This window comes from Streptomyces sp. NPDC045021 (assembly GCF_056432645.1).
The window spans coordinates 65235-83867 of the sequence record NZ_JBWKIQ010000005.1 but is presented as its reverse complement, the minus strand read 5'-3'; the positions used below and the strand labels follow the sequence as shown (position 1 = coordinate 83867).

The window sequence follows — 18633 nt, the reverse complement described above, 5'->3', positions numbered from 1 at the left end:
CCGATGGTGCCACAGCGGCCGGAGTCGCCTTCGCGCCATAGGATGCGGCTGAGCAGGGGCGACGAGAGTCGGCGGGTCGAGCGGGAGCGGAATCACACGTGAGCAGCGAGCAAGCGGCGCAGGGCAGCGGTTCGGCGGACGACGGAGCGGACGACACGATCTGGGATGTCGTGGTGGTCGGTGCCGGCCCCGGTGGAGCCTCGGCCGCCCATGCGGCGGCCGCCGCCGGCCGCCGGGTGCTGCTGCTGGAGAAATCCGAACTGCCGCGCTACAAGACGTGCGGTGGCGGCATCATCGGCCCCTCCCGCGACTCGCTGCCGCCCGGCTTCGAGCTTCCGCTGCGCGACCGCGTGCACGCGGTCACGTTCAGCCTCAATGGCAAGCTGTCCCGCACCAAGCGCTCGCGGCAGATGCTGTTCGGCCTGATCAACCGCCCCGAGTTCGACGAGGCGCTGGTCCGGACGGCGCAGGAGGCCGGAGCCGTGCTCCGGACCGGCGTGACCGTCTCCCGCGTCGAGCAGCACGGTCCGGCCGTGCCCGACCGGCGGACGGTCGCCGTCGTGCTGAGCGACGGGGAGACGGTGCTCGCCCGTGCCGTGGTCGGCGCCGACGGCAGCGCCAGCCGGATAGGAGTCCATGTCGGGGTCAAGCTGGACCAGGTCGATCTCGGTCTGGAGGCCGAGATCCCGGTGCCGGCGGCGGTGGCCGAGGACTGGGCCGGCCGGGTGCTCATCGACTGGGGCCCGCTGCCCGGCAGTTACGGCTGGGTATTCCCCAAGGGCGACTCGCTCACCGTCGGAGTGATCTCCGCCCGCGGCGACGGCAGCGCGACCAAGCGCTATCTGGAGGACTTCATCGCCCGCCTCGGGCTGGCCGGCTTCGAGCCGAGCATCTCCTCCGGGCACCTCACCCGCTGCCGGTCCGACGACTCCCCGCTCTCCCGCGGCCGGGTCCTGGTGTGCGGTGACGCGGCGGGACTGCTGGAGCCGTGGACCCGTGAGGGCATCTCGTTCGCACTGCGTTCCGGACGGCTGGCCGGGGAGTGGGCGGTCCGGATCTCCGAGGCGCACGACGCGGTCGACGCCCGCCGGCAGGCGCTGAACTACGCCTTCGCCGTGAAGGCCGGGCTCGGTGTGGAGATGGGCGTGGGGCGGCGGATGCTGGCCCTGTTCGAGAAGCGCCCCGGTCTGCTGCACGCCGTCCTCACCACCTTCCCGCCGGCCTGGCACGCCTTCGCGGGGATCACCCGCGGCAAGGGCACCCTCGCGGACCTGGTCCGCAACCATCCGCTCGCCCGCCGCGCGCTGTGGGCCCTGGACCGTTCGTAACGGCGGGTCATGGAACGGCACTTGAGGGGAAGGCGACTTCCCAGGAGGTGCCGTCGACATGGTGCTGCGCGACAGTTCGGGCCGAATGCCGTGGTGGGCCAGGCTGACCGCCACGGTGGTGGTCCTGGCGGGGCTTTTCTTTCTGTTCGCCAAAGCGGACCTGCTTCCCGGGATCCCCAATCCGTTCGGCGAGAAGACCAAGGACCGCAGCGGTCCTGTGGTGCTGAAGTCCATCCAGGACATGAGCCGCTTCCAGGGCGCGAGCGGGAACTTCCAGGTCGTCGTCGATCTGCAGAAGGACGCGACCTTCCTTCCCGACTCGGTGAAGGGCAAGCGGACGCTGTACGTCGGCGCGGGCAGCGTGGACTCCTACGTGGACCTGGGCAAGGTCGGCAAGGACGCGGTCACCGTCTCCGGCGACCGCACCGCCGCGACCATCCGGCTGCCCCACGCGGAGCTGGAGCGCACCGCCCTCGACCCGAAGAACTCCTACGTCGTCTCGCAGCAGCGGGGGTTCTTCGACCGGCTCGGTGACTTCCTGGGCAACAACCCCGGGAACGAGAAGCAGCTGAACGAACTGGCCGCGCAGAAGATCCAGGACGCGGCCAGGTCGACCGAGCTGGGCAAGCGCGCGGAGGCCAACACACAGTCGATGCTGCAGCGGCTGCTCACCTCGCTCGGGTTCACCAAGGTCGAGGTGACCTTCGGCCCCTAGCCCCTCGTCAGCCCGAGGTGGTGACCCGGAAGACGGGGTGCTTGTGCGCTATCGCGCGCAGTTCCTCGTCGGTCGACTCGGGGCCGACGCCGCCGAAGAAGACACCGACCTCGGCCTTCCAGCGCTTGAGGTAGGCGCGCAGCAGCACCGGCTTGTCGTCGTCGGATATCTCGGTCGCGGTGAACTCCTCGGTCCTGCGGCCCAGGATCAGCTGCCCGCCGCCGGCGGCCCGCATGTTGTGCGTCCACTGGACGTGCCCGCGCGGGGCCACGAGGTAGCGCTCCTCGCCGACGGTCAGCAGGTTGACCGGGGTGCGCCGCCATTCGCCGCTCTTGCGACCCTTCACGGCCAGCACTCGCGATCCCCAGATGCTCAGCCCGCGCCGGGTCAGCCACGCGACCGTGCGGTTGAAGACGTTGACGGTGAACCAGCCGGGCTTCTTGACGTGGTCGCGGTCGGACATGATCGATGCTCCCTGGGGGAAATGGAGAGCGGTGCTCTCGCTTGAGATCAGCCTGCCACCCCCGTCCGGAAAAAACAAGAGCAGTGCTCTCGTTGTTGGCCGATGCTCCGGAAGATGGCAGACTGGACGACATGAGTGTGATCCGCGGAGCCAGGGAACGGGCCCGAATCGAAGTAACCGCCGCCATAAAAGAGGAAGCCGGCCGGCAGCTGGCCGCCGAGGGCGCGGCCCGCCTCTCCCTGCGCGCGGTCGCGCGCGAGCTGGGCATGGCCTCCTCGGCCCTCTACCGGTACTTCCCGAGCCGGGACGAGCTGCTCACCGCGCTCATCATCGACGCGTACGACGCCATTGGAGCGGAGGCGGAGGCGGCCCTCGCCCGCACGGCCGGCGACGCCCCGCACGCGCGGTGGGTGGCGGTCTGCCGCTCGGTGCGCGACTGGGCCCTGGCGCGCCCGCACGAGTACGCCCTCATCTACGGCTCGCCGGTGCCCGGCTACTTCGCGCCGATGGACACCGTGGGTCCCGCCTCCCGCGTTCCGCTCACGCTGGTCGCCGTGGTGCGGCAGGCGCACGCGTCCGGCGACCTGGGCCCGCCCTCCGGATCGCCGCTGGCGGCGCCGGTCAGGGCGGACGCCGCCCGGCTGGCGGCGGAGCTGGGCCCCGAGCTCCCCATCCCGGTCATCGCCGCGCTGGTCAGCACCTGGGCGCAGCTCTTCGGGCTGCTGAGCTTCGAGCTCTTCGGCCAGTTCAACCGCGTGGTGGAGGCCCGCGGCGAGTTCTTCGACCAGGCCGTGGGCGCGCTCGCCGGCCAGGTCGGCCTGTCGCCCGTCGCCGTACTCCCGGCGGAGTAGTCACGATGACCACGCGGAGCGGACGACGACCGCCCGGTCGCCGGTCTAGCGTTGCGGCATGACAGACCAGGAGTCGCCCGGGGCACCCCGGATCCGTGGCATCGCCACCCGCTACCCCTGGATCTCCTCGATCGCCGTGGCGGTCGCGCAGCTCATCGGCTCCAACGGAGCGGCGCGCAACCAGTCGGGCCGGGTGCACCTGGACGCGCTGGCCTACGTGCTGCTGCTGGCAGGACCGGCGATGCTGCCGCTGCGCCACCGCCTGCCGGTCTTCGTCGCCGCCGGCACCGCCGCCGTGGCCGGCACCTATCTCGCCCTCGGCTACCCGTACGGGCCGGTCTTCCTCAGCGTCGTGGTGGCCTTCTTCGCCGCCATCGGAGCGGGCCGCCGCCGCGCCGTGCTGATCATCGCGGGTGTGGTCTACGCAGGGGAGTTGCTGGTCGGCCAGTGGTTGTACCGCTGGCTGCCGCCGGAGGGCGACGGCCCCTCGTCCTGGATGGCCGCGTCCGGCATCGCCGCCTGGCTGCTCGCGATCCTGGCCGGCGCCGAGCTGTTCCGGGCCCGCCGCGAGCGGATCGCGCGCGAACGGCGCGAGCGCGCGGAGGCGGAGCACCGGCGCGCCGACGAGGAGCGGCTGCGGATCGCCAGGGAACTGCACGACGTCCTCGCGCACAGCATCTCGGTGATCAACGTGCAGGCGGGCGTCGCCCTCGCGCTCATGGACGACCACCCCGAGCAGGCCCGTACGGCACTGACCACCATCAAGGCCGCCAGCAAGGAGGCGCTCGGCGAGGTCCGGCAGGTGCTCAGCACCCTGCGTACGCCCGGTGACGCGCCGCGCTCGCCCGCCCCCGGCCTGGACCGGCTGCCCGAGCTCGCGGAACAGGCGGCCGGCGCGGGCCTGACGGTGGACATCACCACCGCCGGCGCCCCTTTCCCGCTGCCGCCCGGCGCGGACCTCGCGGCCTTCCGCATCATCCAGGAGGCGCTCACCAACATCGTCCGGCACTCCGGCTCCCGCACCGCGCGCGTCCGGCTGGGATACGGGCCCGCGGGCGTCGAACTGAGCGTGGACGACGACGGACCCTCGTCTCCGCGTCCCGAGGGCGGCGAGAGCGGCGGCAACGGCCTGCTCGGCATGCGCGAGCGGGCCGCGGCGCTGGGCGGCACGGTCGAGGCCGGACCGCGCCCCGGCGGCGGCTTTCGCGTGCTGGCGAGGCTGCCGTCCGGCGCGGCCGGTACCGTGGCGGGCGCCACCGAGGAAGAGGGCCGATGATCCGCGTACTGCTTGCCGACGACCAGGTCCTCGTGCGGGCCGGATTCCGGGCTCTGCTCGACGCTCAGACCGATATCGAGGTGGTCGGCGAGGCCGACGACGGGGAGGCGGCGCTGCGCCTGGTGCGCGAACTCACCCCGGACGCCGTGCTGATGGACATCCGCATGCCGCGTATGGACGGACTGGCCGCCACCCGGCACATCACCGAGGATCCGGCGCTGACCGGCGTCAAGGTGGTCATCCTGACCACGTTCGAGCTGGACGAGTACGTCTTCGAGGCGATCCGCGCCGGAGCCTCCGGCTTCCTGGTCAAGGACACGGAGCCGGCCGAACTGCTGCGGGCGGTGCGGGCGGTGGTGGAGGGCGACGCCCTCCTGTCGCCCGGCGTGACCCGTCGGCTGATCGCGGAGTTCGCCGCCCGGTCGAAGGAACCGACCACCGTCGCCGGTCTGGAACACCTCACCGACCGGGAGCGCGAGGTGATGGCGCTGGTGGGCATCGGCCTGTCGAACGAGGAGATCGCCCGCAGGCTCGTCGTCAGCCCGCTCACCGCCAAGACCCATGTCAGCCGCGCCATGATCAAGCTCGGGGCCCGCGACCGGGCCCAACTCGTCGTCCTGGCCTACGAGTCCGGGCTGGTGCGACCGGGCTGGCTCGGCTGACCGGACCGCTTCAGTAGCTGACCGGACCCCGATATCGGCTCAGCGGGCTTCTTCGCGGTCCGTCACGTCCCGGGCCGTGCGCATCCGGTTCTCATGGCGCTGCAGCATGCCGGCCACCGCGCCGCAGAAGGTCACCACCGCCACGGCGACGGCCGCGGTCACCCAGCTGTGCCGGGCGTCGCCGTGCACCCGACCCGCGAGCACCGGGCTCACCACCAGGGCGAAGGCGATCGCGGCGAAGAACGTTCCGGCCGCCGCCGCGTACATCATCTCGACGGTGGCGGCGTCCCGTTCGGCCTGTGTACGAGTCCCACGCATCGGACCACCCTTCCCAGGGGACGGCAGCACTGCCGCCAGTCTGGCACGCGGTCCCGCACCACGGGAGCCGTCCGGCCCCGCGCCTTCCCTCGTGGCGCGGGACCGGACGGTGGTCGGTTCCCGAGTGGTACGGCGGACCGGTCGGTCAGTCGCGCACCACCACCGGCTGCGCCTCGGCGTCCGCCGCGAGCACACCGGACGAAGCCGCTGAAGCCGCTGAAGCCGACGAAGCCGACGAGGCGGACGGGACGGATGTCGCGACGATGATCTCGTGGGCCGCGCGGCGCTTGCGCAGCCCGGTGACGGTGATCAGCAGCCCCGCCAGTCCGATGAGGGTGACGACCACCAGCCCCGGCCGGTAGGTGTCCAGGACCGCCTGCGGTGTGCGGGAGGTTCCGGTGCCGCCGGCGGTCACCACCGCGGTCACGATGGCCAGGAAGATCGCCCCGCCCACCTGGAAGGAGCTGTTGAGCAGGCCGGAGACCATGCCCTGCTCGTGGTCCTCGACCCCGTTGGTGGCCTGGATGTTGAGCGACGAGTAGGCCAGGGTGAAGGCGGTGCCGAGCAGCAGCATCGACGGCAGGATGTCGAGCGCGTAGTTCGGTGACAGGTCGACGTGCAGGAAGAGCACGTAGCCGAGGACGAGCGAGGTGAAGCCCGCCGTGATCACCCGCGGGGTGCCGAACCGGTCGACGACCGGCCCCATCCGGGGTGAGGCGATGGCCACCAGCGCGCCTGCCGGCAGGAAGGCGAGCGCGGTGTGCAGCGCCGACCAGCCGAGCAGTGACTGCATGTACTGCGTGACGAGGAACTGGAAGCCGATGTACGACCCCATGAAGGTGGCGCCGCCCAGGTTGGCGCGGATCTGGTTGGGGGAGCGCAGGATGCCGAGCCGGATCAGCGGGTGCGCGGAGCGCCGTTCGATCGCGATGAAACCGGCCAGCAGTACGGCGACGACGGCGAACGACACCAGAGTGCGGGCCGAGCCCCATCCGCGCTGTCCGGCCTCGACGACGGTGTAGACGAGCAGCAGCATCGCGGCGGTGCCGGTCAGTGCGCCGGGCAGGTCGTAGCCGCGTCCGGCGCCGGTCTCGCGGGGGCTCCTGGGGATGAGCTTCAGGCCGATGACGAGGGCGATCAGGGCGACCGGCGCGGGCAGCAGCATCGTCCAGCGCCAGCCCACCTCGGTGAGCAGTCCGGAGAGCACCAGGCCCATCGAGAAGCCGGTGGCGCCGCAGGAGGCGTAGATGGTGAGCGCCCGGTTGCGGATCGGGCCCTCGGCGAACGAGGTGGTGATGATCGACAGTCCGGCGGGCGCGGTGAACGCGGCGCTCAGACCCTTGATGAACCGGGTGGCGATGAGCAGCTCACCGGAGTCGACGATGCCGGCGAGCAGTGAGGCGCCGGCGAAGACGCCGAGCGCGATCAGGAAGACGCGGCGGCGTCCGAGCAGGTCGGCGGCGCGGCCGCCGAGCAGCAGCAGGCCGCCGTAGCCGAGGATGTAGCCGCTGACGATCCACTGGAGCGAGGCGGTGGTGAGGTCGAGGTCGTGGGCGATCGACGGGAGGGCGACGCCCACCATCGATACATCGAGGGCGTCGAGGAACAGCGCCGCGCAGAGCACCAGCAGGGTGCCCCACTGCCGGGCGCTCCAACTCGCTTCGCTACCGGGGACGGTGGAGGACGGAGAGGTCATGCGGAGCAGACTACATGCGCATGCATCCAATGCAAGTGCATTTAATGCTTGCGCATAAAGCTCCGTTTCTCTGCTACCGTGCAGATATGACCGGTGACAAGGGTGAGCGGACGCTCGTGGAGGAATGGCGGGGGATCCTCGCCGTGCACGCGCGTACGGCGTGCGAACTCGACCGTGAACTGCATCAGCACGGTCTCGGGGCCAGCGATTTCGAGGTCCTCGACGTGCTCGCCGGCGGGGATCCGCAGGACGGCGGCTGCACCTTCCGCGTCCAGGAACTCGCCGACCGGGTCCATCTGAGCCAGAGCGCGCTGTCCCGGCTGGTGGCCCGGCTGGAGAAGGACGGTCTGGTGAACCGCGGGATCTGCGACGAGGACCGGCGCGGCGTACGGGTCGGGATCACCGACCTCGGGCGCACCCGGTACGAGGTGGCCAAGCCCGGCCAGCGCGCCGTTCTCGAGCGCATGCTCGGCAACGCCTGAGCGTCGCCCCCATGCCCGGGGTTCGACGACCGAACCACCGGGCTCCGCGGCCTGCGCACCTCACATGATGGGGGAGTCCCGCCGCCACAGCTCCACCAGTCCCGCGTCCCCGGAGATGTCGAGCCCGTCGTACGGTCCGCGGTTCCACAGCGCGAGATAGAGGTCGGCGGCGGTTCCGCTCACCGTGCAGTCGGCCGCGCCCGGCGCCCCGCGCTCCACCCGCGGCGCCTCCCGCGAGAGATGGACCAGCCAGTCGCCCGTGCCGGCGGCCGCGTCCACCGCCCGGACGCGCAATGTGCGCGGCAGTTCGCTGCGCACCCGGCTGCGCGGGCGGGTGTGGAACCCGGCCAGCAGTTCGTCCACGCCGTCGGCGGCGAACGCCGTGCTCATGGGGGAGGGGGCCACACCGAGCGCGGCCTCGGCGTCCACCCGGTGGACGGCCGTCTCGTGCGCCTGGCGCCGCGCCCAGAACTCCAGTGACGAGGGGGCGGCGAGAAAGTGCCAGCACCGCAGGTCGGCCGGCGCCGCGGTGAGTGCGTTCACGAGGCGGGCGTGTGCCTCGCGGTACCAGTCGAGCAACTCGCCGTCGTCCGGCACCTTGCCCTCTATCGGCGCGGGTTCCTTCCGCCCTTCGACGATGAATCCGGTCGCCCAGCGGTGGACGGTTCCGGTGTGCTGTACGAGGTCGCGCACCTGCCAGTCCGGACAGGGCGGCACCGGTGCGTCCAGGCCGGCCTGTTCGGCGGCATCGGCGAGCAGCGTTCCGTTGTGCCGCAGGATCTCGATGAACTCAACCGTCTCCATGGCGGGATTGTGACATCCCGTCCCGGGACGCGGTACGCCCGCGCGGTACTCGCCTCGCAGGTCCGGGCGGCGATGCGCTGACCTGCGCCGGTTCCGCTGCGCCGGGGCGCGGATCGTATACCGGACCGGGTCGGGTGTCGCAGGTCCGCCGCAGGTGCGTCGAAGGTTCGGCGCAGAGGTGTCGCCGCTGCGGATGCGGGCCGGGACGCGCCGCGACGTCAGGGTCCCGTACGAGCGCTCACGTTCCGTACGGCGTAGGCGATGGCGGAGGCGGTCGCGGCCAGCAGCGCCACCGTGGTCAGTGCGGTCGGCAGACCGAAGGCGTCGGCCAGGAAACCGATGGAGGGCGGGCCGAGCAGCATCCCGCCATAGCCGAGGGTGGAGGCGGCCGCGACGCCGCTGGGCCCGGCGAGTTCGCCCGCGCGGGCGATGGCGACCGGGAACAGGTTGGCCAGTCCGAGGCCGGTCACGGCGAATCCGACGAGGGCCAGCCACACGTACGGGGCGAGCGAGCCGAGCAGCATGCCCGCTGCGGCGGTGAGCCCGCCGAGTACCAGCGCCCTGGTCTGGCCGAGGCGCTCCAGCAGCGCCGTGCCGGAGAGCCGCCCGAGCGCCATCGCGAGCGCGACGGCCGCGTATCCGGCCGCGGCGATGCCCTGGCCGCCGCCCAGGTCCTCGTGGATGTGCAGCGGTCCCCACTCCGCGAGCGCGCCTTCGCCGTAGGCCGTGCACAGCGCGATCAGGCCGAAGATGGTCACCAGCAGGCCGGTCCTGTGCAGGGTCGGTGCCGCCCCGGTCGTCGGCGCGGCGGCAGGGCTCGCGGGCCCGCCCTGCCGATCGTCCGCCGGCGGGGTGATCCGCTGCGTGAGCAGGGTCCGGCCGGCGACGGCGGCGACCAGCAGACCGACCGGGGTGAGCAGCAGGAGATGGGTGGTGGGCGACAGATGCGGGGCCAGCAGACCGCCGAGGGCGGCTCCGAGCAGCCCGCCGAGGCTGTACGCGGCATGGAATCCGGACATCACCGGACGGCGCAGCGCCGCCACCAGGTCGACGGCGACGCTGTTGATCGCGACATTCATGCCTCCGTACGCGGCTCCGAAGGCCAGCAGCACCAGGCCGAGGGCGAGCGCCGAATGGGTGAGCGGCGGAAGGGCGATACTCAGCGACATCAGCACGCCGGTCAGGACCGTGATCCGGCGGCTGCCGAAGCGGCGGCAGAGGCCGCCGGTCAGCACCATCGTGGCCACGGCGCCCGCGGAGACGCCGAGCAGCGCGAGGCCCAGCTCGCTCGCGGAGGCGCCCACCTGCGCTTTGATGGCCGGGATACGGACCACCCAGCCCGCGAAGATGAAGCCGTCGAGGGCGAAGAACGTGGTGAGGGCGACGCGAAGCCGGGTGAGAGAGGGGTCGGTCGGGGGACGGCGGGACGGCGTCAGGGCCATCCCTATTTTGTTTAGCGTCGGCACAAAGTCAGAATAGGGGGGTGACCCAGATTCGGACAAGGCTCGAGCGGGGCCGAGGCGCACTCGGCCCGGCTCTCGCACTCGTGCACACCGGCCGCGCGCCGACCCGCGCCCTGCTCACCTCGGAACTCGGCGTGACCCGCGCCACGGCGGGCGCGGTCGCCGCGGAACTGGAGGCGCTCGGGTTCATCCAGGTGGACACCCGGCCGGGCGGTGCCTCCGGCGCCCAGGGCAGGCCCTCACACGGACTCCACCTCGACCCGGCGGGACCGGTGGTCCTCGCCGCCCAGGTGCACTCCGACGGATTCCGCGCGGCACTGGTCGGGCTCGGCGGGCGGATCGTCGCCACCGCTCCCGGCTGCATGACCGTGCCCGCCGACCCGGCGCACGTGCTGGGCGCGGTCGTCGAAGCCGGCGCGGAGCTGCTGCGGGCCTCCGGGCGCACCTGCCTGGGCGCGGGGCTGGCCGTACCGTCCGCCGTCGCGGAGCCCGAGGGCACCGCCCTCAACCCGCTGCACGTCGCCTGGCCCGCGGGTTCCCCCGTCCGCCAGGTCTTCGCCGAGCAGATCGCCCTGGCCGGCATCACCGGACCCGGTGGCGCCCCGCTGGCCTCCTTCCTGGGCAACGACGTCAACGTCGCCGCCCTCGCCGAGCACCGGCACGGCGCCGGGCGCGGGGCCGACCAGCTGCTGGTTGTCGCCACCGGCCACCGCGGCGTCGGCGGCGCGCTCGTGCTCGGCGGACGGCTGCACACCGGCAGTTCGGGTCTCGCCCTCGAGGTCGGCCATCTGACCGTCAATCCGGCAGGCCGGCCCTGCCACTGCGGCAGCCGCGGCTGCCTCGACGTCGAGGTCGACCCGCTCGCCTTCCTCGAAGCGGCCGGACGCCCGCCCGGGCCGGCTGTCTCCCTCCTCGAACAGGCCCGCGACCTGCTCCGGGAGGAGTACAGCGACCCGGCCGTCCGCGCCGCCGCGGACACCCTCGTCGACCGGCTCGGCCTCGGGCTCGCCGGCCTGGTCAACGTCCTGAACCCCGACAGGATCCTGCTCGGCGGCCTGCACCGCCACCTCCTGGACGCCGACCCCGAGCGGCTGCGCGCCGTCGTCGCCGACCGCAGCCTGTGGGGGCGCAGCGGCAGCGTGCCGCTGCTCGCCTGCGCCCTGGACCACAACAGCCTGGTCGGCGCAGCCGAACTGGCCTGGCAGCCGGTGCTCGACGACCCGATGACGGCGCTCGGCGGGACGGTAGCGGTGGGCTGAACGCCCGGGGCGGGCGCGGCGAGCGGGCCCGTCACCCCGCCCGCCACCGATGGGCGGCAACCCGCGAAACGGTGACCCGGCGCTGAACAATGCGGGGCGGGTAAGGGAATTCCCGACGCCGCCCGACCGTCCTGGCCCGCCCGCGACCGCCCCGCCGGGCCGCCCGGCAGCCACCCGCGGCACCGCACGGACCCGCCGCAATCCCCGTGTGAGCAGGGAAGATCCCCTGCGGCGGAGGTGTCGCCAAGGGGTGCTTCCGGGGCTCGCCGGAGGGGCGGATCAGCGGAACCCGGCCGTCAGGTTGCGCGTATATGGTGCGCCTCAATCGACGGCGCGGCCGTCAGCGGGGCGCGTCCCGCGCGGTGCCGGCGGTGCCGGGCGGCGGAAGAAGTGGAGCCATACGGTGGCCGGTTGGCTGCGGAAGCGGGTGTCGGCGTGGGCCGCCGCCCGTACGGTCTGGACGCTGGCCTTCGCCACGTTCGTCACCCTCATGACCGCGTGGTCGCTGGCCACACCCGTCACCGCGCCCCCGGACGAGGCTGCGCACATGGTCAAGGCCGCCGCCGTGGTACGCGGTGAGTTCGGCGGCGAGCAGCGGGTCATCGAGGCGCACCACGTCGGGGTCGACGTCGAGGTCGGATTCACGGCCGTGCGCGTGCCCGCCGGATACCGCGACCTGGACGTCATCGACGGCGGCTACCGCTGCTTCCGCAACGACGACAAGCTCTCCGTCGCCTGCCGCGGCACCGTCGCCCCCTCCGACGACACCGCGACGGTCATCACCAGCGCCGGCACGTACGGCCCCGGCTACTACCTGCTGGTCGGCTGGCCGAGCCTGCTGCTCACCGGCGAGGCCGGCCTGTACGCGATGCGGCTGCTGAGCGCGCTGCTGTGCGCCGCGCTGCTGGCGAGCGCCGTGGTGACCGTCCAGGAGGGTGCGGCCAAGGGGTACAGCGGCCGCGTCGCGCTGATCGGCGTGCTGACCGCCGCCACCCCGACGGCCGTCTACCTCGGCGGCGTCGTCAACCCCAACGGACCCGAGGTCGCGGCGGCCGTACTGGCCTGGGCCGTCGTGGTCCGGCTGGCGACCGACCCCGACGGGCTGCCGCAACTGCGCCGGCGACTGGTTCGGCTCGGCGCCGCCTGCGTCCTGCTCGCCTCCATGCGCGCGCTGGGCCCGCTGTGGATCGCACTGGTGCTGGCGGCGGGGCTGATCCTGGCGCGTCCCGGACGGCTGCGGCAGCTGGCGCGGCTGCGCGCGATGTGGGTGTGCCTGGGGGTGGCGGGCGCTGCGGGGCTGGCGGCCGTGGCGTGGACCATGACCGCCGACACGCTCGCCCTGCCCGCCCAGACCCTGGAGCAGTACACACCGCTGACCTCCGCCCTCAAGGCGGTCTTCGACCTCCTCCCGAACTACCTGCACCAAATGGTCGCGATCTTCGGGTCGTTGAACGTCCCCGCCCCCGAACTCACCTACGTGCTGTGGTGGGTGATGGCCGGCTGCCTGGTCATGGTCGCCCTGGCGACGGGACGGGCCCGTGAGATCCTCGTGCTGGCGGCGCTGATGGCGGGCACCGCCTTCGGCCCGCTGGTGCTGATGGCCCCGCAAGCCGCCCACCTGGGACTCATCTGGCAGGGCCGCTATCTGCTGGCCGTCGCCGTCGGGATCCCGGTGCTGGCGGCGGTGGTCGTCGCCCGGCACTGGAGCGCCTTCCCCGAGCGGCTGCGGACCCGGCTGCCCCTGCTGCTGATCGGCTGCTGGGCGCTGGCCCAGGGCGGCGCGTTCGTCTGGGCCGCGCTGCGCTACGCGTTCGGCAGGGCGAACCAGTTCTCCGGCGGCCCGCTGCAGTGGCAGCCGCCCGTCGTGGGCTGGTCCGCTGCGCTCCTCCTGCCGGCACTCTCCGGCTTCCTGCTGGTCCTGCTGGCGATCAGGTCGGGCTGGCCGGTGGCCGGGAACGTCGCCGGGACCGTGCCACCCGCCGACTCGTCCGCCCAGCCGGCCGCCGACCCGTCGGCGGGGAGCCGCGAGCAGGTCGTCAGGGAGCAGGAGCCCAGCCGCGGGTGACCCGGGCGGGCCGTGGGATCCCGGGAGTTCAGAAGAGCGGTTCCGGAACGTCCTCCGGCCGGGGCACGGGAGTGGTGGGCGCCGGGGTCCGCGGTCCGGGGGCGGGTGTGGTGAGCGGCCAGCCGGAGACCAGCCGGGAGTCGAGCAGCAGCTCGCCGTCCGGCGTATCGAGGTACAGGTCGCCGCCGGCCGCCGCCCGGACGGTGCCCGTGACCGACGTACCCGGCGCCAGCGCGGTGACCCGGGCCGCCGGCCGGGGCGGATCCGGCTCCAGCCCGAAGAGCGCCGCATGGTCGACCAGGGCGTAGGGCAGCCGGTCCAGGGTGTCCGGCAGTGCGGTCACCGCCTCGTACAGGGCGCGGAGTTCGGCGGCCCGCTCGCCGGCTGACGGCAGCGCCCACCGCGCCGCCCGCTTGGCACCGGCCGACACGCGGTCCGGGATGCCCAGCGCTGCGCCGAGCGAGGCCTCCGTGCGCCGCGCGGCCATCAGCGGGCCGCGTCCGAGGAAGCTGAAGCAAACGGCCGCCTGTTCCACCAGCCGGGCCGCGCCCCGCTCGGCCGCGGTGATGCCGACCTTGGTCAGACCGGGGCCGAACCAGGCCAGGTACACCGAGTACGGCCGGGGGTCGTCGGCCATGGTGTCGGCGGCGACGGAGGAGAGCCGGTCCAGCGCGGCGCAGTCGTCGCACAGGTCCCGGCGGGCCGTCGGGCTCAGCTCCGCGGCGCGCGGGCACAGGAGGTGACGGCCGGACCGGTGTACGCCCGTGCAGCGCCGTACCGCGTCCGGGCCCACGGCCAGGGCCAGTCGGCCGCCGACCGGAACCGGGCTGCTCCGCCCGCCGTACCGGGGGTGCGACCACTGCCAGCAGGGCTCCCAGGAGGCCGGGCCGCCCTTCCACCGCAGTCCGGTGCATCGCCACGTCTCCACACCTGATGGTAGGCCGCGCGGAGTAGTCTCCGTCTTCATGGTGCCCGACGAGATCGCCCTCAGCTCCTACGTCAGCCTGACCACCTACCGCCGCAGCGGCGTCGCGGTCTCCACCCCGGTGTGGGCGGTCCGGGACGGGGACGAGCTGATCGTCTGGACCAAGGACGACACCGGCAAGGTCAAGCGGATCCGCAACAGCGGCCGGGTGACCGTCGCCGCGTGCGATGCGCGGGGCAGGATCGCGGAGGGTGCGTCCACCGCCGAGGGGACCGCGCGGCTGCTGGACGCGCCGGAGCTCGACCGGGTCCGCAAGGCCATGGCGGGCAAGTACGGCCTGCTCTTCAGGGTCCTGGACGTGGGCGGCGCGATGTTCCGGCTCGGCAAGCGGCCGCACGTGGGGATCGCGATCACCTTCTGACCGGGGCGCCGGACGTAGTCGCGGCCGGCGTTCGTACTCCCCACGTGGTACGTGCAGTGCCGCTGGCCGTACGACGACCCGGCGGCCCTTTCGGACCAGGCTCGGTGGTGTCGGGATGCAACGCATCCCACCATCACCGAGGAGACGATTCTGATGAACGTCATGGCATGGCACGACGGCGGGCCCGGCCCGTGGATCCTGTTCTTCCCGCTCGTCTGGGCGCTCGTCGTCGTCGGCATCATCCTGGTGCTGCGCCGCACCGTGTGGCGCGGCCGGGGCGGCGGTCGCGGACCGTGGCAGTGGCGCGCCGAGAACGGCGAGCACTCGCCGGTGGCGCTGCTCGGCCGCCGTTACGCCGCGGGCGAGATCGACGAGGCCGAGTACCGCAGCCGGCTCGCCGTTCTGAACGAGCAGCACGGACCGTCCGGTCGGCCCACCACGTCCGACAAGCCCACCACGTCCGACCAGTTCAAGAAGCCGGGCACCGAGGGTGGTTCCCGATGACCGCCCTGACCCCTGTCGACACCTCCGCCGCCCGCGTCGTGGACGCTTCCAAGGTCTACGGCGCGGGGGACGCCGAGGTCCGCGCGTTGGACGGTGTCACCGTCGGGTTTCCGGCGGCGCGCTTCACCGCGATCATGGGCCCGTCCGGCTCCGGCAAATCCACCCTGATGCACTGCGCCGCGGGCCTGGACACGCTCAGTTCCGGCTCCGCCTTCATCGGGACCACGGACCTGGGCACCCTCGGCGACCGTGACCTGACGCTGCTGCGCCGCGAGCGGATCGGCTTCGTCTTCCAGTCGTTCAACCTGGTGGGGACGTTGACCGTCGCCGAGAACATCACCCTCCCGCTCGACCTGGCGGGCGCCCGGCCCGACACCGAGTGGGTGGACGCGCTCATTGACGTCGTCGGCCTCGGCGACCGGCTGCTGCACCGCCCGAGCGAGCTGTCCGGCGGCCAGCAGCAGCGGGTCGCCGTCGCCCGCGCGCTGGCCGGCCGTCCTGACGTGGTCTTCGCCGACGAGCCGACCGGCAACCTCGATTCGCGCTCCGGCGCCGAGGTGCTGAACCTGCTGGGGCGCGCGGTCCACGAGATGGGCCGCACCGTCGTCATGGTCACCCACGACCCGGTCGCCGCCGCCCACGCCGACGAGGTCGTCTTCCTCGCCGACGGGCGGCTGGTGGACCGGATGACGGGCCCCACCGCCGAGAAGGTGCTCGACCGGATGAAGGCCTTCGACGGCCTCGCCGGTGCGGGCGCGGGCCGGGGGACGGTGTCATGAGCGGCGCGCGCACCTCACTGCGGATCAGCCTCGCCTCGCTGCGCGCCCACAAGAGGCGCTTCGCCGGCACCTTCCTGGCGGTCTTCCTCGGCGTGTCCTTCCTGGCCGGGACGATGGTCATGGGCGACACCCTCAAGGCCGGCTTCGACACCCTGTTCACCGACGCCAACCGCGGTACGGACGCGGTCGTCCGCAGCGCCGACGTCATCACCGTGTCCGGCGGCGGCCAGGGCACCCGCGAGCCCGTCGACACCTCCCTCATTCAGCGGATCGAGGCGGTGCCGGGAGTGGCCGCGGTCGCCCCGAACATCACCGGCGCCGGTCAGCTCGTCGGCGCCGACGGCAAGGCCGTCGGCGGGAAGGGCCCGCCCACCGTCGCGGGCAACTGGATCGAGGACCCCAAGCTCAACCCGTACACCCTCACCGAGGGCCGGGCCCCCAGTGCGCCCGGCGAGGTCGTCATCAACCGGGGCGCGGCCAAGTCCGGCAAGCTGCGGGTCGGCGACACGACGGTGCTGCGCACGCCCGACCCGGTCAGGGTGACGATCGTCGGCGTTGCCGCCTTCGGCGGCGAGGACGGCATGGGGCAGACCACCTTCACCGGTCTCACCCGCGCCGACGCGGAGCGCTACCTCACCCCGGAGCCGGGCCTGGCGTCGACCATCCAGGTGCGCGCGGGACCGGGCGTCGGCCAGCGTGAACTGGTCGAGCGGCTCGCGCCCGTGCTGCCCTCGAACGTCGAGGCGATCACCGGGCAGCAGGCCACGGACGAGAGCCTCACCATGATCTCGGGCACGTTCCTGAAGATCTTCACCTCGCTGCTGCTGGTCTTCGCGGGCATCGCCCTGCTCGTGGCGACCTTCAGCATCCACAACACCTTCGCGATCGTGGTGGCCCAACGGACCCGGGAGAACGCGCTGCTGCGCGCGCTGGGCGCGTCGCGCCGCCAGGTGCTCGGCTCGACGCTCGTCGAGTCCGCGATGGTCGCGGTGGTCGCCTCGACCGCCGGACTCCTCGGCGGCATCGGTGTCGCGGCCGGCCTCCAGGCGCTCTTCCCGGTGGTGGGCTTCCCGTTCCCCAACGGCGACCTGGTGATCGGCGTGACCGCCCTGGCACTGCCGTTCCTGGTCGGCCTGGTGGTGTGCACCGGCTCGGCGCTGCTGCCCGCCGTACGGGCCGGGCGCACCGCGCCACTGGCCGCGCTGCGGGAGACCGCCGTGGACTCCTCCGGTGCGTCGCGCAGGCGCGCCGTGCTGGGCACGGTCGCGGCGGTGACGGGTATCGCGCTGACTGTCGCGGGCGCGGCGGGCACGCCCGACGTCTGGCTCACGAGCGGCGGCGCGGTACTCACCCTGGCCGCGTTCGTGGTCCTCGGCCCGGTCGCGTCCTCGTACGCGGTACGGCTGCTGGGCGCGCCACTGGCCCGGCTGCGCGGGGTGACCGGCGGACTGGCCCGGCGCAACGCGCTGCGCAGCCCGAAGCGGACGGCCGCCACCGCGACCGCGCTGATGATCGGCGTCGCGGTCGTCTCCCTGTTCACGGTCTTCGGCGCCTCGCTGAAGGCGACCATGGACCAGACGGTGTCGCGGTCCTTCGCCGGCGATGTCGCGATCAGCGCCCCGGTGTTCGGGGCCGGCGGCAGCGGACTCAGCCCGAAGCTGGCCCCCGCCGTCGCCGCGCTGCCCCAGGTGCGGACCGCGGTCGGGCTCGGCAGGGGCGTCGCGAAGGTCGACGGCGGCGGACGGCAGTTGACCGTCACGGATCCGGCCGCGCTCTCCTCCGTCCTCGACCTCGGTACGGTCGACGGCTCGCTCGGCGCCCTCGGCGAACGTGGCATCGCGGTCGCCAGGGACGAGGCGGACAAGCACGGCTGGAAGGTCGGCAGCACGGCGGAGCTCGCCTTCACCGACGGGAAGCGGCAGCCCTTCACCGTGGCGGCGGTCTACGAACGGGCGGATCTGGCGGGCGACTACGTCATCACCCGTGAGGCATGGGCCCCGCACCGGGTGCAGGGCTCCGACACCCTCGTCGCGGTCGCCTTCAAGGACGGGGTCTCCGCCGGCGACGGCAAGGGAGCCGTCGAGAAGGTGGCGGCGGCGTACGGCAACCCCACGGTGCAGACCCGCGCCGAGTACGCCAAGTCCTCCGCGTCGGCCATCGACATGATGCTGACGCTGGTCTACGCGCTGCTGGCGCTCGCCGTGCTCATCGCGCTGCTGGGCATCGCCAACACCCTCACCCTCGCGGTTCACGAGCGCACCCGGGAGCTGGGGCTGCTGCGCGCGGTCGGCCAGACCCGGTCGCAGCTGCGGGCGATGGTGCGCTGGGAGTCGGTGCTGGTCGCGGCGTTCGGCACCGTCGGTGGTCTCGGCCTCGGTGCGTTCCTCGGCTGGGCGCTGGTGAAGGCCACCGACAGCTCGGGGACGAGCGCCTTCGCGGTGCCGCCGACGCAGCTCGCGGTGGTCCTGCTGGTCGGCCTGATCGCGGGGGTCCTCGCCGGCTGGCGTCCGGCCCGCCGTGCGGCGCGGCTGGACGTGCTGCGGGCCATCGCCACCGAATGATCCGGCAGGCCGTCCGGGGGAGAAGGGATCCGGGGAGTCCGATTCCGGAACGACGAGGCCC

At 73.1% G+C, this 18633-nt stretch carries 18 protein-coding genes; 12 read left to right on the top strand and 6 right to left on the bottom strand.

The window, feature by feature from the left end; translation table 11 throughout:
• Positions 1–158 precede the first annotated feature (158 nt).
• Both AC07DC_RS17090 and AC07DC_RS17085 read left to right on the top strand, forming a co-directional pair.
• The gene (locus AC07DC_RS17090) at positions 159–1328 is read left to right on the top strand and encodes a geranylgeranyl reductase family protein (RefSeq protein WP_478915595.1); all 1170 of its coding nucleotides are present in this window, start codon (positions 159–161) and stop codon (positions 1326–1328) included.
• A gap of 58 nt (positions 1329–1386) precedes the next feature.
• The gene (locus tag AC07DC_RS17085) at positions 1387–2043 is read left to right on the top strand and encodes a DUF4230 domain-containing protein (protein ID WP_478915222.1); all 657 of its coding nucleotides are present in this window, start codon (positions 1387–1389) and stop codon (positions 2041–2043) included.
• 7 nt (positions 2044–2050) lie between these two features.
• Here the strand turns inward: AC07DC_RS17085 and AC07DC_RS17080 are convergent, their stop codons facing one another.
• Positions 2051–2506, bottom strand: coding sequence for a nitroreductase family deazaflavin-dependent oxidoreductase (locus tag AC07DC_RS17080; RefSeq protein ID WP_478915221.1), 456 nt, complete (start codon positions 2504–2506; stop codon positions 2051–2053).
• Between the two features lie 131 nt (positions 2507–2637).
• Between AC07DC_RS17080 and AC07DC_RS17075 the strand changes: the two genes are divergently transcribed.
• From AC07DC_RS17075 to AC07DC_RS17065, 3 genes are read left to right on the top strand one after another with little or no spacing between them, the layout of a single operon-like run.
• Positions 2638–3357, top strand: a complete 720-nt coding sequence (locus AC07DC_RS17075; protein ID WP_478915220.1) for a TetR/AcrR family transcriptional regulator — start codon at positions 2638–2640, stop codon at positions 3355–3357.
• Positions 3358–3415: 58 nt separating this feature from the next.
• A complete protein-coding gene (locus AC07DC_RS17070; RefSeq protein ID WP_478915219.1) occupies positions 3416–4633 on the top strand; it encodes a sensor histidine kinase in 1218 nt (405 codons plus the stop codon).
• A complete protein-coding gene (locus tag AC07DC_RS17065) occupies positions 4630–5295 on the top strand; it encodes a response regulator transcription factor (RefSeq protein ID WP_478915218.1) in 666 nt (221 codons plus the stop codon). Before AC07DC_RS17070 ends, AC07DC_RS17065 begins: the two co-directional genes overlap by 4 nt.
• Before the next feature lie 39 nt (positions 5296–5334).
• On the opposite strand, the gene AC07DC_RS17060 is transcribed toward AC07DC_RS17065, so the two are convergent.
• Together AC07DC_RS17060 and AC07DC_RS17055 are read right to left on the bottom strand one after the other, a co-directional pair.
• Positions 5335–5613, bottom strand: a complete 279-nt coding sequence (locus tag AC07DC_RS17060) for a DUF6332 family protein (protein WP_478915216.1) — start codon at positions 5611–5613, stop codon at positions 5335–5337.
• A gap of 145 nt (positions 5614–5758) precedes the next feature.
• Positions 5759–7309, bottom strand: coding sequence for an MFS transporter (locus AC07DC_RS17055; protein WP_478915215.1), 1551 nt, complete (start codon positions 7307–7309; stop codon positions 5759–5761).
• Between the two features lie 86 nt (positions 7310–7395).
• On the opposite strand from AC07DC_RS17055, the gene AC07DC_RS17050 reads away from it, so the two are divergent.
• Entirely contained in the window at positions 7396–7791 is a 396-nt protein-coding gene (locus tag AC07DC_RS17050) for a MarR family winged helix-turn-helix transcriptional regulator (protein WP_478915214.1), read from the top strand.
• A gap of 60 nt (positions 7792–7851) precedes the next feature.
• On the opposite strand, the gene AC07DC_RS17045 is transcribed toward AC07DC_RS17050, so the two are convergent.
• On the bottom strand, positions 7852–8595 hold the full coding sequence (locus AC07DC_RS17045; RefSeq protein ID WP_478915213.1) for a maleylpyruvate isomerase family mycothiol-dependent enzyme: 744 nt from the start codon (positions 8593–8595) through the stop codon (positions 7852–7854).
• 218 nt (positions 8596–8813) lie between these two features.
• Positions 8814–10061 carry an MFS transporter gene (locus tag AC07DC_RS17040; RefSeq protein WP_478915212.1) on the bottom strand — a complete coding sequence of 416 codons (1248 nt, stop codon included), beginning with the start codon at positions 10059–10061 and terminating at the stop codon, positions 8814–8816.
• 17 nt (positions 10062–10078) lie between these two features.
• Here AC07DC_RS17040 and AC07DC_RS17035 point away from each other — a divergent pair, with 17 nt between their 5' ends.
• Together AC07DC_RS17035 and AC07DC_RS17030 are read left to right on the top strand one after the other, a co-directional pair.
• Positions 10079–11317, top strand: coding sequence for an ROK family protein (locus AC07DC_RS17035; RefSeq protein WP_478915211.1), 1239 nt, complete (start codon positions 10079–10081; stop codon positions 11315–11317).
• Positions 11318–11720: 403 nt separating this feature from the next.
• Complete coding sequence (locus AC07DC_RS17030) at positions 11721–13382, top strand: DUF2142 domain-containing protein (RefSeq protein WP_478915210.1); 1662 nt, start codon at positions 11721–11723, stop codon at positions 13380–13382.
• A 28-nt stretch (positions 13383–13410) separates the two neighbouring features.
• On the opposite strand, the gene AC07DC_RS17025 is transcribed toward AC07DC_RS17030, so the two are convergent.
• Positions 13411–14310, bottom strand: coding sequence for a DUF2797 domain-containing protein (locus tag AC07DC_RS17025; RefSeq protein WP_478915209.1), 900 nt, complete (start codon positions 14308–14310; stop codon positions 13411–13413).
• 37 nt (positions 14311–14347) lie between these two features.
• On the opposite strand from AC07DC_RS17025, the gene AC07DC_RS17020 reads away from it, so the two are divergent.
• The 4 genes from AC07DC_RS17020 (at position 14348) to AC07DC_RS17005 (ending at position 18572) form a co-directional block, all read left to right on the top strand.
• Positions 14348–14728 carry a PPOX class F420-dependent oxidoreductase gene (locus AC07DC_RS17020; protein WP_478915208.1) on the top strand — a complete coding sequence of 127 codons (381 nt, stop codon included), beginning with the start codon at positions 14348–14350 and terminating at the stop codon, positions 14726–14728.
• 153 nt (positions 14729–14881) lie between these two features.
• Positions 14882–15232 (top strand): SHOCT domain-containing protein, encoded by a 351-nt coding sequence (locus tag AC07DC_RS17015; protein ID WP_478915207.1) that lies wholly within the window; start codon positions 14882–14884, stop codon positions 15230–15232.
• On the top strand, positions 15229–16011 hold the full coding sequence (locus tag AC07DC_RS17010) for an ABC transporter ATP-binding protein (RefSeq protein WP_478915206.1): 783 nt from the start codon (positions 15229–15231) through the stop codon (positions 16009–16011). Before AC07DC_RS17015 ends, AC07DC_RS17010 begins: the two co-directional genes overlap by 4 nt.
• Complete coding sequence (locus AC07DC_RS17005) at positions 16008–18572, top strand: ABC transporter permease (protein WP_478915205.1); 2565 nt, start codon at positions 16008–16010, stop codon at positions 18570–18572. Before AC07DC_RS17010 ends, AC07DC_RS17005 begins: the two co-directional genes overlap by 4 nt.
• Positions 18573–18633 lie beyond the last annotated feature (61 nt).

Coding starts and splice junctions, on each gene's coding strand:
- AC07DC_RS17085 (WP_478915222.1), top strand. CDS start 1,387: ATGGTGCTGCGCGACAGTTCGGGCCGAATGCCGTGGTGGGCCAGGCTG.
- AC07DC_RS17010 (WP_478915206.1), top strand. CDS start 15,229: ATGACCGCCCTGACCCCTGTCGACACCTCCGCCGCCCGCGTCGTGGAC.
- AC07DC_RS17055 (WP_478915215.1), bottom strand. CDS start 7,309: ATGACCTCTCCGTCCTCCACCGTCCCCGGTAGCGAAGCGAGTTGGAGC.
- AC07DC_RS17070 (WP_478915219.1), top strand. CDS start 3,416: ATGACAGACCAGGAGTCGCCCGGGGCACCCCGGATCCGTGGCATCGCC.
- AC07DC_RS17060 (WP_478915216.1), bottom strand. CDS start 5,613: ATGCGTGGGACTCGTACACAGGCCGAACGGGACGCCGCCACCGTCGAG.
- AC07DC_RS17045 (WP_478915213.1), bottom strand. CDS start 8,595: ATGGAGACGGTTGAGTTCATCGAGATCCTGCGGCACAACGGAACGCTG.
- AC07DC_RS17005 (WP_478915205.1), top strand. CDS start 16,008: ATGAGCGGCGCGCGCACCTCACTGCGGATCAGCCTCGCCTCGCTGCGC.
- AC07DC_RS17080 (WP_478915221.1), bottom strand. CDS start 2,506: ATGTCCGACCGCGACCACGTCAAGAAGCCCGGCTGGTTCACCGTCAAC.
- AC07DC_RS17015 (WP_478915207.1), top strand. CDS start 14,882: ATGAACGTCATGGCATGGCACGACGGCGGGCCCGGCCCGTGGATCCTG.
- AC07DC_RS17020 (WP_478915208.1), top strand. CDS start 14,348: ATGGTGCCCGACGAGATCGCCCTCAGCTCCTACGTCAGCCTGACCACC.
- AC07DC_RS17075 (WP_478915220.1), top strand. CDS start 2,638: ATGAGTGTGATCCGCGGAGCCAGGGAACGGGCCCGAATCGAAGTAACC.
- AC07DC_RS17065 (WP_478915218.1), top strand. CDS start 4,630: ATGATCCGCGTACTGCTTGCCGACGACCAGGTCCTCGTGCGGGCCGGA.
- AC07DC_RS17050 (WP_478915214.1), top strand. CDS start 7,396: ATGACCGGTGACAAGGGTGAGCGGACGCTCGTGGAGGAATGGCGGGGG.